This is a genomic window from Streptomyces sp. NPDC041200 (assembly GCF_055591805.1).
On record NZ_JBVIZF010000005.1, the window covers coordinates 268,831 to 281,089 of the forward strand.

At 67.6% G+C, this 12,259-nt stretch carries 11 protein-coding genes and 2 pseudogenes; 5 read left to right on the forward strand and 8 right to left on the reverse strand.

Features of this window, described 5'->3' with window-relative positions; genetic code table 11:
* Both ACZ6CL_RS16440 and ACZ6CL_RS16445 read right to left on the reverse strand, forming a co-directional pair.
* Complete coding sequence (locus tag ACZ6CL_RS16440) at nt 1-3,591, reverse strand: hypothetical protein (RefSeq protein ID WP_468936584.1); 3,591 nt, start codon at nt 3,589-3,591, stop codon at nt 1-3.
* Between the two features lie 703 nt (nt 3,592-4,294).
* Entirely contained in the window at nt 4,295-5,377 is a 1,083-nt protein-coding gene (locus ACZ6CL_RS16445) for an integrase core domain-containing protein (RefSeq protein WP_468936586.1), read from the reverse strand.
* Nucleotides 5,378-5,529: 152 nt separating this feature from the next.
* Here ACZ6CL_RS16445 and ACZ6CL_RS16450 point away from each other — a divergent pair.
* Nucleotides 5,530-5,673 (forward strand): annotated as a pseudogene (locus ACZ6CL_RS16450) (IS5/IS1182 family transposase); the annotation flags it as partial.
* An 86-nt stretch (nt 5,674-5,759) separates the two neighbouring features.
* Here ACZ6CL_RS16450 and ACZ6CL_RS16455 read toward each other — a convergent pair.
* From ACZ6CL_RS16455 to ACZ6CL_RS16465, 3 genes are all read right to left on the reverse strand, one after another.
* A complete protein-coding gene (locus tag ACZ6CL_RS16455; protein WP_468936589.1) occupies nt 5,760-6,188 on the reverse strand; it encodes a tautomerase family protein in 429 nt (142 codons plus the stop codon).
* 117 nt (nt 6,189-6,305) lie between these two features.
* Complete coding sequence (locus ACZ6CL_RS16460) at nt 6,306-7,769, reverse strand: UbiD family decarboxylase (RefSeq protein ID WP_468936591.1); 1,464 nt, start codon at nt 7,767-7,769, stop codon at nt 6,306-6,308.
* A gap of 76 nt (nt 7,770-7,845) precedes the next feature.
* Entirely contained in the window at nt 7,846-8,484 is a 639-nt protein-coding gene (locus tag ACZ6CL_RS16465; protein ID WP_468936594.1) for a UbiX family flavin prenyltransferase, read from the reverse strand.
* 79 nt (nt 8,485-8,563) lie between these two features.
* Here ACZ6CL_RS16465 and ACZ6CL_RS16470 point away from each other — a divergent pair, with 79 nt between their 5' ends.
* Together ACZ6CL_RS16470 and ACZ6CL_RS16475 are read left to right on the forward strand one after the other, a co-directional pair.
* Entirely contained in the window at nt 8,564-9,016 is a 453-nt protein-coding gene (locus ACZ6CL_RS16470) for a MarR family winged helix-turn-helix transcriptional regulator (protein WP_468936596.1), read from the forward strand.
* A 2-nt stretch (nt 9,017-9,018) separates the two neighbouring features.
* On the forward strand, nt 9,019-9,225 hold the full coding sequence (locus ACZ6CL_RS16475) for a hypothetical protein (RefSeq protein ID WP_468936831.1): 207 nt from the start codon (nt 9,019-9,021) through the stop codon (nt 9,223-9,225).
* A 193-nt stretch (nt 9,226-9,418) separates the two neighbouring features.
* Here ACZ6CL_RS16475 and ACZ6CL_RS16480 read toward each other — a convergent pair whose 3' ends face one another.
* Nucleotides 9,419-10,084: an integrase core domain-containing protein gene (locus ACZ6CL_RS16480; RefSeq protein ID WP_468936598.1), complete on the reverse strand. Its 666-nt coding sequence runs from the start codon at nt 10,082-10,084 to the stop codon at nt 9,419-9,421.
* Between the two features lie 93 nt (nt 10,085-10,177).
* Between ACZ6CL_RS16480 and ACZ6CL_RS16485 the strand changes: the two genes are divergently transcribed.
* Nucleotides 10,178-10,675 carry a helix-turn-helix domain-containing protein gene (locus tag ACZ6CL_RS16485; RefSeq protein ID WP_468936833.1) on the forward strand — a complete coding sequence of 166 codons (498 nt, stop codon included), beginning with the start codon at nt 10,178-10,180 and terminating at the stop codon, nt 10,673-10,675.
* On the opposite strand, the pseudogene ACZ6CL_RS16490 reads toward ACZ6CL_RS16485, so the two are convergent.
* Both ACZ6CL_RS16490 and ACZ6CL_RS16495 read right to left on the reverse strand, forming a co-directional pair.
* Nucleotides 10,580-11,538 (reverse strand): annotated as a pseudogene (locus tag ACZ6CL_RS16490) (integrase core domain-containing protein). The gene ACZ6CL_RS16485 and the pseudogene ACZ6CL_RS16490 overlap by 96 nt on opposite strands.
* Nucleotides 11,539-11,550: 12 nt before the next feature.
* Nucleotides 11,551-11,694 carry a hypothetical protein gene (locus tag ACZ6CL_RS16495; protein ID WP_468936601.1) on the reverse strand — a complete coding sequence of 48 codons (144 nt, stop codon included), beginning with the start codon at nt 11,692-11,694 and terminating at the stop codon, nt 11,551-11,553.
* 176 nt (nt 11,695-11,870) lie between these two features.
* On the opposite strand from ACZ6CL_RS16495, the gene ACZ6CL_RS16500 reads away from it, so the two are divergent.
* Nucleotides 11,871-12,197, forward strand: a complete 327-nt coding sequence (locus ACZ6CL_RS16500) for an integrase core domain-containing protein (protein WP_468936823.1) — start codon at nt 11,871-11,873, stop codon at nt 12,195-12,197.
* The last annotated feature ends 62 nt before the right edge of the window (nt 12,198-12,259 follow it).

The window sequence follows — 12,259 nt, forward strand, 5'->3', positions numbered from 1 at the left end:
TCACGCCCCTGTAAAGGCCCGGCAGTACTTCCGCCAGGGGTAGTCCGGTCCCTGCGGTCCGAGCGCCGCCTCGACCGACGACGCCGGGGTCGCCGCGGCCGGGAGCGCGTCCGCGGTCCCGGACAGGCCGGTATCCGCCACGGCACCGAGCAGGTCCGCCTTGAAGCTCTTGTGGCACGACAGGGTCACCGACGTGGACCAGAAGGTGAGGTCCACGGTGATGACCAGCCGTGCCGATCCGCTCAGTTCCTTGGTGTCCGCGTGGTAGGTGAGGGCCATCGTCAGTTCGATCGAGACGCCGATGAGCCCGAGCACCCGCACGCTGCCGCCGACCCGCAGATAGCCGGTGATGTCCGGCGCGGCGCCGCCCCGCATGGCGCAGACGACGCCGCCGAAGGCATGCACCTCCCCCGACGCGATGCCGAAGTCCATGGCCAGGGCGGCGCCGAACTCGATGCCGCCGACGAACCGCCGGAGGCCCGCGCCGCTTCCTCCGGCGCTCACCCCGAGCTCCAGATAGCCGCCACCGCCGAATCCGGCGACCGTCACCAGGAACGGACGTTCCCGGGTGCCGAACGCGAAGTCGATGGTCACCGGCTTGTCGGTCAGCGACAGGGTGACGCCGGACTGGAGCAGGAGGTTCTGGGCCGTGAAGACGAGCAGCGGGACCTTCGGGACGCAGACGGAGTACGTCGACGTGATCTGAGTGCTGGACGCCTCGACCCTGGGGCCGCCGCCCAGGGCCTTCAGGATGTCCTTCGCGATGGTCTGGAGGAACCCCAGGTCCCCGCCGAGTTCGGCCGCGGCGAGATCGCACGTCAGGCGCGGCCGCTCACCGGAGTCGGCCCGGAACTGCACCTTCCGGAAGGTCAGCTTCACCAACGCCGACTGTCTCGAGGGAATCTCCAGGGAGAAGTCGCTGATCTCCCCGGTGGCGTGCGCTACAGGACGGCCGGAGACGAGCTGGGACTGCACCGTCAGCAGGATCGAGGACGTCGGGCCGTAGTAGAACGGCGCGGCATTCTGGCGCAGTCGCTCGGTCCAGGTCAGCGTCGCGGACGCCGTGCCGCCCGACCGGCTCCACACGATCTTCGGTTTGCCCGTGACCCGGGCGATGACCTCGCGCAGCGGGACGATCCCGAACAGCGTGGCGTCCTGATCGAACAGATCCCGCGGGTCGGCGATCGGACCGCCGACAATGGGGCCCAGCTCCCGGGACACCTGATCGACCGTCATCTTCGGTGCTGCCAGGAGCCCCGCGCGTTCGCCCGCTGAGCCGAAGTCCAGCCTCTTGGCTTCCAACAGGTCGAGCATGGCGTCGGGCGGCGTGGCGCCGGGCGGCGCCTCCAGGAACGGGCCGGCGAACTTCGCCGGAACCGGTGGCATGGGACCGATCAGCTGCCGCACCGCCGGCAGTCCGACTGCCAGCTGTGTCACCTTCGGGTGGAAGCCCACCCCGTCCGGGCCAGGCGGCACTCCGACGCCTCCGAAGGCCATGGACTGCACCTCCTGCACCGCGCCCGGCAACGCTTCGGTCGCCGACCGCATGGCGAGGGGTATGCACCGGCCGACCTCCGCCGTCGGACGTCCCATGGCGCGCAGTCCGGCCCCCCGCGGGCCCGCCGCGTACTCGGCGTCCAGCGTCGCGGCGCTGGGCCCACCGCTCCCGGTGGCCCCGACGAACAGCAGCGGCAGCCGCAGCGAGACGGTCTCTTCCCCCGCGTCGGCCATGGCCGTGAAGCGGACCTCGGTGCCCTCCTGGGTCGGCCAGAAGCCCCACCCCCCGATCCAGGACGGCGTGTCCAGCTCGGTGACCCGCGTGGGGTGGAGCGTGACGTACTGGAACGGAAACGCCCGCTCGTGGCTGCCGCCCGCCCCGATGCCGTACGGCCGGCCCGGCTCGGTGACCACCAGGAGTTCCCGTTTGCGCAGGGCCGCGACGGGCTCCTGGCCCTGCTCGAAGCGCCGTTCCACCAGCCGCACGTACGCGGCACGGTGCCCGAAAGGAAACAGCGTGCCTTGCTTGACCACCTCGACGTGGTAGTCCCGGCCCATCGCCGCGCCGTGACTCCACGACAGCTCCGGCCAGCGCCCGGACGCGGCGAACCAGGCGCCGTACGCGCTCAGCATCAGCTGATCGACCTCGACCGGCCGGCCGGGGGTCCTGGCCCCGGCGGCCACGATCTGCTCCACCCATCCGTGCAGCGGGGTGTCCGCGGCGCCTCCGGATGGCTCGGCGACCGCCGCGCGGGGCCGAAGGCCCAGGCGTCCGGCGCTCTCTCCCGCGGTGAGTCTGCTGTGCCACAGTTCGGTGGCACCACCGGCACCCGTGGCCGGCTTCGTCCGGTGCTCGCACCTGGTGCCTTGCTGAAGCGCCGAGAGCAGCCGCCACGGCAGCTCGATCCTGCTCACCTCCTGGCCGGTGGAGGTCGGTTCGGTGATCAGCGGCAGCCGCCTCATCGCGTCGAGCAGTCCCTCGGCGGAGAGGACGACCGTCCCCTGGCGGAGGGCGTAACACAGGCGCGAGGGGCCGGCCAGGAAAGCCGCGCTCGACGTCCCCGCGTCGAGGGCGGACTCGGCGATGTGCTGCGGAGGGAAGTCCACGATCAGCAGCCCCCCGGTGCCACCGGCCACCAACTCGACATCACCGTCCGGACGTACGCGCTTGCCCAGGCCGACACCGCGCACCGTCAGGGTCACCAGGTCCTGCGGGCGCAGGACCCGGTGTCCGTCCGTGCCCGCGTCCCACACGTCGACGAGCCGCCACCCCGAACGGGCACGGCCGAGGGAACGGTGCAGCACCGCCGTACCCGCCCAGAGGGCGAACACGTCGGTGACGTCACCCCGGGACACCGCGGCGACCTGGGGGTAGGCGCCGGCGCCCGCCGTGAGGTCGCCGCCCAGGTTCTCCCACACCGGCGGCTCCTCCAGCCCCCGGTGCCACAGTCCCTCCTGGCCCGCGGCGAAGAAGTCCCGGCCCGCCACCGCGAAACCGGGTGAGACGGTTCCGTCCTCGGGCGGCCGGCCCAGAGCCTCCCGCTCCGTGGGCCGGCCGCCGGAGAAGCGCTGCCGCAGGAACCGCTGACCGGGGACATCAGCCAGGTAGAGGTCGAACTCGCCGGGCGCCACGGCGACGGCCTGCAACCGCTGCGCGCTCCCCAGCCCCGAGTGCCACGCGGCCCCCTCGCCGGTCACCCGGAGACCGGCCGTCTCCTCGCCGCGCTCGTTCCGGCCGAAGACCAGGCGCAGATCCTCCGGTTCGGCCGCCACCACCGTGAAGCCGTCGACCGATGTGTCTCCGGCGAGCGGCCCCAGATAGGACCACTCGTCCTCCCAGCAGCCGTCCGCCAGGCGCTGGCGCCACACATGACGTCCGCCGTCGAGGGCGAACAATTCAATCCGGCCGTCGGCCGGGGACACCGCGGACAGCCAATCGCCGCGGGGGGACGCCGAGGTCAGCCAGGGACGGCCGAGCAACTGCCGGGTTCTCCACGAGCCGTCGAACACGTTGTGCCAGACGCTGCGGTCCTGGAGACCGAGGAAGAGATCGAGCCGGCCCGGTTCGGACGAGCAGGCTGCCAAAGAAGTCACCGGGAAGTTATTCATCCTTTGCACCTCGTGAGACGGTGCGTCGAGCGGCCTTCCGGCCGGCGCAGCGAGCCGCTGTAGAGCGGGCCTGTAGAGGAACTGACGGGATGCAGAGTCGCTGCCGTCGGGCAGCGGGCGTTCCCTGAGGGCACACGCCGGTACCTTGAGGGTGCGCACTTACCGACGGCCTGTTGTGACGGCCGGTCGGCCGTCGGCGGGGTGGCCCTGGACCGTCCGCATCACCTATTCACCAGATTCTCACGAAGGCCCCCGTCGTGCATCTGGGCGGTGATCAACCGCCCGACGGCGTAGGACGGCTTGGCACGGGCGGTGTTCGTCGTCGCCCGCGTACGTGACGACGATCTCGTGGTCGCCTGCGGACAGGGCCACCTCCGGCGGTCAGCAGCGTTACCAGCTCGTCAGGAATCAGCTGGTCGGTGCATTCGGGACGGGTCTGCCCGGCCTCCGCCAGGACACGCAAGCAGGCCGGGGCCGTCCGGCCCCGCCTCTCCCCGGCGGGCGGTCGCGATCACGACACGTCGGGTACCGAGAATCTTTGCACCGATCCGTAAGGATGCACCGGGTTCACGACATATAGGGGGTGTGGGGACCTTGAAGACCCGGAGCGACCGTGACCGCACCGCGCGGTTCACGGCCTTGTATGTCCGTGAACGCCCTGTGCCGCTCGAAAAGTCATCGTTGCACGTCATGCTGCATGTCTGTATTCGCTGTTGAGGCCGCCGAGGATCCGGGTACGCAGGACCTTTTGGATGTGGAGGTCATGTGTCGCGGCGGGTTGTTCGTGAGCGTCGGGTGGTAGCTGGTTGCGCGCTTGGTGGGGGCGGTGTTCGTTGTAGTGCCGCTCGTAGGCGGCGAGGACGTGGCGGGCGTGGGCCTCGTTCATGATGAGGACGTGGTCGAGGGCTTCGCGTCGGATGCTGCCGATGATGGGTTCGCAGTGCGCGTTCATACGGGGAGCCTGTGGCGCACTGTTGAGAATCTCCATCTCCTCGGCTTGAAAGACGGCATCGAACGCCTCGCCGTACTTGCCATCGCGGTCGCGCAGCAGGAAGCGCAGGGTCTCGAGGCGTATGCCCAGGTCGGCGGTGAGATTCCGCGCCTGCTGAACCGCCCAGTCCCGCGTCGGGCAGGCGGTGACCCCGGTAATGTGCAGCCGCCGGGTGCCGTGCGCGAGGAACACCAGCGCGTACAACCGCCTGCCGAGGACGGTGTCGATGTGGAAGAAGTCTGCCGCGATGATCCCCTTGGCTTGCGCGGTCAGGAACTCGCGCCAGGTGGGGCCTGAGCGACGTGGCGCAGGGTCGATGCCGGCCGCGTTAAGGATCTCCCAGACCGTCGAAGCGGCGATCCGATGCCCGAGTCGGGTCAACTCACCATGGATCCGCCGGTGCCCCCACCTCGGATTGTCCCTGGCCAACCGCAGGACCTGCTTCTTGACCGCTGCCGGGGTGGGCGGGCGTCCGGTGCCACGGCGCGCGGTGTAGTCCCACTTCGCGGCGACGAACCGACGATGCCAGGCCAGCAGAGTGCCGGAAGTGACAGGGAAGACCTCATGCCAGTGACGCCGGGGTATCAGCCCGGACAGGACGGCGAACCAGAACCGTTCGGCGGGCTCATAGCGGACCGGTCCGGTCAACTCGCGGCGCAGGACCGCGTTCTCGTGCCGCAGCACCAACAGTTCCGCGTCCTTCGCCGTCCCACGGCGAAGGAGTACCGATGGAACCGTCAGCAGCTTCCGGGTCACCTTGTCCAACAAGGACACGATCATGCAAGGCATGATCCCAGCGAACTGACCGCACCCCGCTCAGCTGCGGCGATGACTTTTCGAGCGGCACACGCTACCAGAAACGGACTTAGTGCCCTCTAAGACCCCTGGTAAGAACGATCTTGCGACAGAAAGATCCGACCGAGGGGCCTCACGTGCCGACCAGTGTTACATACACCGCCGTTCTCGATGTCCGGCGGTCTACCGCCGAGCACCTGGCCCGGCTCCTGAGAAGCCATCGAGTCGAGGTCGGCACCCGGCGCGGGCGCCGCGCCCTGGGCTGCTTCAAGCAGGCCGTCTGAGGTTCCCCCGGCGTGCGGGAGGTGCTGATCAGCTGGTCCGCGGGAGAGCCCGCCCTGTGCAAGGCGGGCTCCACCCGATGCTGTTAGTCGGCCGACAGCACGTCTCCGAGAACGTGCCTGTGGCGATGCATCCAGGCCGCCTCTTCACCAGGCGCGGGCATGATCAGCCCAGCCTCCATCAAGGACGTGGGATCGGCCTCGTTGAGGCCGAGCAGCAGGCTTCGGGCGTCCTGGCCGGTGATCGCGGTCCATGCTTCGGACAGCCGGGTCAGAAGTTCGGCTCGCGCCGCCCGATCCCGGCCGACCCGGATCGTTCCACTGATATATGACGCCTCCCTGGGCTTACCGGCGGTGAAGAACATCGACGGCTCGTATTCAGTGAACACGACGTTAACGAATCCCCGGGGCGCGCCCGTCACCGAGGTGTGCACGGTCGTGATTGCTTCCGCCAGGTCGGCACGAAGCTCGGCGTTGAGCGATCCGGCCGGCACATGGCACTGGTAAATCGGCATGGCATTCCTTTCGAACTGGTATCTGGCGTGAAACCGCACAGCGGTCCAACAACAGCGCTGCGGCGGATCACTCTGGGAAGCGGTCGGGCGGTTAGGAGTCGTGGGTGGAGGGATCTGTCAGTCGTTCCAGTGAGCGATGACTCGTTCCTGGATTTCGGCGGGGTAGTTGTACTGGAAGGAAGCGCGCGGCTCGCGGCCTTCGTCGATGGCAGGGAACAGCGCGTCGTAGGTGACGTGCTCGGCGCTGGCGGCGTGCCGTTCCTCGGGGGTGTAGCAGGCCAGCAGCGGAAGAATGTTTGCGGTCTGCAGAATGCGCCGCTTGGTGGGGTGGACACGGGTGGCCAGGGCCCACATCAACTCGGCGACATTTGAGGTGTCCACGTCGTCATCGAGCACGACGAGGCGCGGGACGGTGACGGTGAAGCGCTGGGCGTAGATCACGTCGTGAATGCGCTGGGTCAGCTCGCCGGTGCTGACCCCAGGCAGCTGCTTGCGCCAGTCCGGTGCGACACTGACGACCATGAGGTGAGTTGCGGCTTCGAATGGCATCCAGGCGGTGGTGACGGGCAGTCCGGCGGCGCGCAGTGCGGCAAGCCCCTCCGCGGCCGCTGCGAGTCCGGTGACGGTGTGGAATTCGTCCACCGGCTCACCCTCGACACAGGTCGGCCAGATCGGGTCGTCGCGGTGAGTGATGGCTTCGATGCTGTAAACCGGACACATGGTCGTGTGGCTGGGGACGTAGCCGGCGAACTCGCCCATCGGACCCTCGACAGCGGTCCGCTCGATCGACAGGTGCCCCTCGATCACGATCTCCGCGGTGGCCGGGACCTGGAGGTCCACGGTCTCGCACTGGACCAACTCGATGGGCTCGCCGAGCAGGCCGCCGATGTAGCCGGCTTCCTCCACTCCCGTGGCCAGCGGCATGCCGGAGATGATCGGCAGGACCGGCGGGCCGCCCTGGACCAGGGCGAACGGCATCGGCTGTCCAATGTCGACCCACTGCTGCCATACGTGATTGATGTGCTGCCCGGGCAGTACGAGGCCGGTCATGGTCTTTCCGTCGATCATCATGATTCGGGCGATCGACCAGTTGGTGAACTTCCCGTCAGGGGTGCGTGCGACGATGGTGCCCCAGGTGTTCACGTAGGGGCCGCCATCGCCGTCGTGGAGCAACGGGGTGGGGAAGCGGTCGAGTGAGGCGTCGTCGCCGAGCAGGATGTTCTGCTTCACCGGTCCGGTTCCGACCAGGACCGGATCGATGGGCTTGCGGGTGCGGGCCTCCGCCAGAGTGTCGATGACCTTCCGGGCATCCGCGTCGGGTTCCAGGCCGATCGAGAGCGCGATGCGGGCCAGCGGTTGCCCCGGTGCCGAACTCAGACCGCCGGGGGCGCCGAAAAGTCGGTAACCGGGATCAGAGCCCTTCAGGTTGTTGAACAGCGGCGCCGGCGCCTTGGTCTCATACACGCGGCGGATGATGGCGCCGACCTCGAGGTGGGGATCGACCTCCCGGTCGATGACCCGGAGATCTCCGAGCTTGTCCAGAGCATCCAGGTATTCGCGCAGATCCTTCAGATATGTCATGACGGTGCATTTGTCCTTTCTGGTAGATATTGTCCGCCCGTGAAGGCCGATCAGTGGGTGACTGGGTTTGCCAACGTCAACCGACAGCTTTGGCCGTGCCCAGGGGGGTGCCGGGAACCCGCGGAGCGGTGCGCCGGCCGTTGCCGCGCGCAGTGGCCGGGCCGTCCCAGCGCACAGCCCTCCCGCTGTCCAGCCCGAACTGGTCCATCACCCTCGCGACGAGGTGATCCACGATGTCGTCGACCGTTTCGGGCTTGCTGTAGAAGGCCGGCATGGGCGGCAGGATCGTGACGCCCATGCGTGCCATGGCGAGCATGTTCTCCAGATGAATCGCCGACAGCGGCGTCTCGCGCACTCCCAGCACTAGGCGGCGCTGCTCCTTCAGGACCACGTCCGCGGCGCGCGAGACGAGGTCGCTGCCGTAGCCGGCCCGGATGGCGGCCAGGGTCTTGGCGCTGCACGGCAGGATCACCATGCCGTCAGTACGGAACGAGCCGCTGGAAATGGATGCGGCCTGGTCCCGCGGACCGTGCACCACATCGGCGAGTTCGGCGACTTCCCGGCCCGACCAGCCGGTCTCCATCTCGATAGTCGCCCGGGCCCACTGGCTCATCACCAGGTGTGTCTCCACGTCCGGCTGGGTGCGCAACTCCTCCAGCAGCCGGATCCCCAAGATCGCGCCCGTTGCCCCGGTCATACCCACGATCAACCGCATGAGAAGCAACCTTTCGTACACGAAGTTTCGTACACGAAGATACACTGCTGCGCTAGGAACGCAAGCCACGGTCACGCTCATGGAGGCGAACGACGTCATGAACAGCGAGCTCAGAATTCCCCGGGTCCTTGCCGAATCGCCGCTCTACGTGCTCAGGCGGGCGCTGAGGGTCTACACGGCCGAGTGGCACCGCCTCTACGGGGCGCTCACTCCGGCCCAGGGCGCGGTCCTGCTCACCCTGCGCGAGAACCCCGGCCTCACTCAATCCCAGATGGGCGATCTGACAGGTATCGACCTGGCCACCCTCACCCCCCTCCTTCGTGGCCTCGAGGAACGGGGCCAGCTCACGCGCCTTACCGCTCCGGACAACCGGCGCCGCAAGGTTCTCCAGCTCACGCAGGAGGGTGCCGAGCTGGTCGACTTCATCAGTAAGAGCTCGGCGTCTTTGGATGAAGCCGTGCTTGGCGACCTGCCCCAGGAACATCGGGACGCCCTGATGAGCGCTCTCACGCACATCGCCGGAAGGTCTTGATCATGGTGAGCACCGCCACGGGTGATCGGACGGCTGCCCGGTCAAGCACGGTCATGCCGATGTGTGAGTTCGCGATCTTGGGCGGCGACGAGAAGTGCACCGGTGACGCCGCCCGGCGTCTGGGCAAAGAGCCTCTGTTCCAGGAGCTCGGCATGGAGAACGTCATGGCGCTGAACATGGCGTTCGGCGAGGTGTCGGCGTACACGTGAACGTCCCCACCCGCGTACGGATGAAAAGGGACAGTTGCTGATGCGTTGAGACCTGCTGCTCGGCACTCTGCTGCTTGGTCGGTGAGAGGCGGCAGGAGGCGGTCGACGGTGGTCCTGGATCCGCATCGTTGGTTGGAATTGCGGCGCTTCCGGAGTCTGTTGGAGTCCGGGGCGATCAGCCTGTCAGAGGGCGCTAAGTCCGTTTCTGGTAGCGGCCGCGTCCGGGTTGTTCGAGGAGTCCCTGGCGGACGAGTCGTCCCAGGCGGGAGCGGGTGACGTTGATCGAGGGCTCGTCGGTGGGCAGGCCGAGGTGCTCGTGCAGATCGCGGACGCGGAACACCTTCCCGGGGTGCTCGTTGAACGTGGTCACGATGCGCTGGTAGGCGGTGGCGGTCTCCGCGGGGGCCGTTGCGTGGTCGGGAGGGTGTGGGTGCCGGAAAGTATGTCCACGCTGGTCAGGCGGCATGTCGGTACTCGTGGATGGTTCCGCGGAGTCGGTCGCGTCGCGTACATCCAGTTGGACGATCTGGTCCGGATCGTTGATCGGCGTGGGCCGTGATCCCAGAGGTGAGCCCTGGCCGAGGGCGCGGTGCGGGCGATGGGTGTTGTAATGAATCTCGAACTCGCGTAGCGCGTTGATGAGATGGCGCTGGTTCCAGATCAGCGTCCGGTCGAGGAGTTCGCGTCGGCAGGTCGCTGCCCAGCGTTCCATCACCGCGTTCATCCGGGGCATCATGACGCCGGTGAGCACGGTCTGGATCCCGGCGTCGGCGAGGATAGCGTCGAACGCCTGCGGGTACTTCCGGTCCCGATCGCGGATCAGGAACCGTGCCCGGCACCTGGCGTCCTCCAGGTCCATGACCAGATTGCGCGCCTGAAGGGTGTCTTTATTGCTGTACAGCCGTTGACCTGGGGCATTGCGATCGTCCCAGTATGGGCATGATCGGTGATCGTGGGTCTGCGACTGCTCTACCTGATCTTCTGCCGACTACTGGGCTGCTTCCTCTTGTTGGGCCGGTCGGCCGCCGCGAAGAACGCCGAGATCCTTGCCCTTCGGCATGAGGCCGCTGTACTGCGTCGGCAGGTCGAGCGGCCGCGGCTTTCATGGGCTGACCGTGCCGTGCTCTCCGCTCTCGCCCGGCACCTGCCACCTGCCTTACGTCGCCATCGCCTGGTCACTCCGGGCACCCTGCTGACCTGGCACCGCCGTCTGGTGCGCTGGAAATGGCGACAGGCGCCAGCCAGGCCCGGCCGGCCGCCGTTGCCGGAAGAGACAGTCGCGCTCATCCAGCGCCTGGCGAGAGAGAACCCGACCTGGGGATACTGCCCTTGCCGGAAACCTCATCCGTGCAGGTCACGCCGCATGTTGGTATGCGTGGAGGATGCCGCCGAGGCGATCGTGTCGGCGTATGTCGAGGCGGGCTATCGTGTCGGGATCGTCGATCGGTGAGGGCAAGGGGTGCAGCGGCCTGGCGTTCGCGATGCCCTGGTGTTCGCGATGCCCTGGTGTGGTCGGTGTCCGTTGTAGAACTGCTCGAACTCGCGCAGGGCGTGGAGGAGATGTCGCTCGTTCCAGATCAACGTCCGGTCTAGCAGCTCGCGGCGACAGGTCTGTATCCAGCGCTCCATGATCGAGTTCATCCTCGGTATCTGGACGCCGCTGAGCACGACGTCGATCCCCGCGTCCTTGAGGACGGCGTCGAAGAGGTCGGAGAATTTCCCGTCCCGGTCCCGGATCATGAACCGTGCGCGGCAGTCGAGGTCTTCGAGGTCCATGACGGGGTTCTTCGCCGCTTGTGCTACCCAGGATGCGCTTGGGTGCGCGGTGGCGCCCAGGACGCGGATCCGGCGACTGCCGTGTTCGATCACCACGAGCACGTACATCCGTACCCCCGACAAGGTGACTGTTTCCATGAAGTCGCAGGCCAGCAGGGCATCAGCCTGAGAGCGAAGAAAGGTGGCCCAAGTACTGGAGTTACGCTCGGGTGCTGGGTCGATGCCAGCCTCTTTCAAGATCTCCCAGACGGTGGACGCGCCCACCTTCACCCCCAGCACAAGCAGCTCGCCGTGCAGACGCCTGTACCCCCAGCTCGGGTTCTCCTTCGCCAGCCGCAGCACCAGGAGGCGGATCGAGTGCACTGTGCGCGGTCGTCCCGGGCGTTTGGGACGGCAGGAGGCGGCATGGCGGCGCGCGATGAGGTTGCGGTGCCAACGCAGCACCGTGTCGGGGCGTACGAGCAGCCGTAATCTTCGCAGAACGTGCAGCGGCAGCCGGTGCAACAGCGCCACCAGGAACGCTCGATCACTCGGCATGAACCGGACTTTTTACTCGCCCAGTTGACGTTCCAGCACGGTGATCTGGTGGCGCAGGGTGAGGATCTCGGCGTCCTTGTCCCGGTCGGTCATCGGCAGCAGGCGAAGCATCGCGAACGCGTTCGTCACGCCCGGGAAAGCCAGTCGCAGCAGCACGATCGATCATCATGACGCCGTGATGGCAACTGTGCGAGAGCGCCTGCTCGAGCGGACGCGGCCAAGATTTCGGGACACCCGAAGAACCGCCCCCACCAGGGCGGACGAGGTTTCCGGCAAGGGCAAAGTTCACCGCCCCGTTCGACGCCGTCTTCGTCGGCAACGGCACAGCCGTCATCCCGACTCCGCAACAAAGCCCACGGTCCAACGCCTACGCGGAACGATGGATACGCACAGCCAGCGCCGAGTGCACCGACCGACTCCTCATCACCGGTGAACGACACCTGCGTACGGTCCTCGACCAGTACGCCGAGCACTACAACGCCGGACGAGCCCACCGCGGCCTGGACCTACGTGGCCCAGACGATGCCCCGAACGTCATCCCCCTGCCGGCAGCCACGGTCAGGCGCCGCCAGGTACTCGGTGGACTGCTCAACGAGTACTACCCGAGGCCACCCTGGCTGCCTCACCGTCCGCAGGAAACACCCAGCTCAGCAGCCTGATCGGAATATTGAAACCCTTCAGGACTACTCAACGAGTACCAGGCCACGCCCATCAGACACCC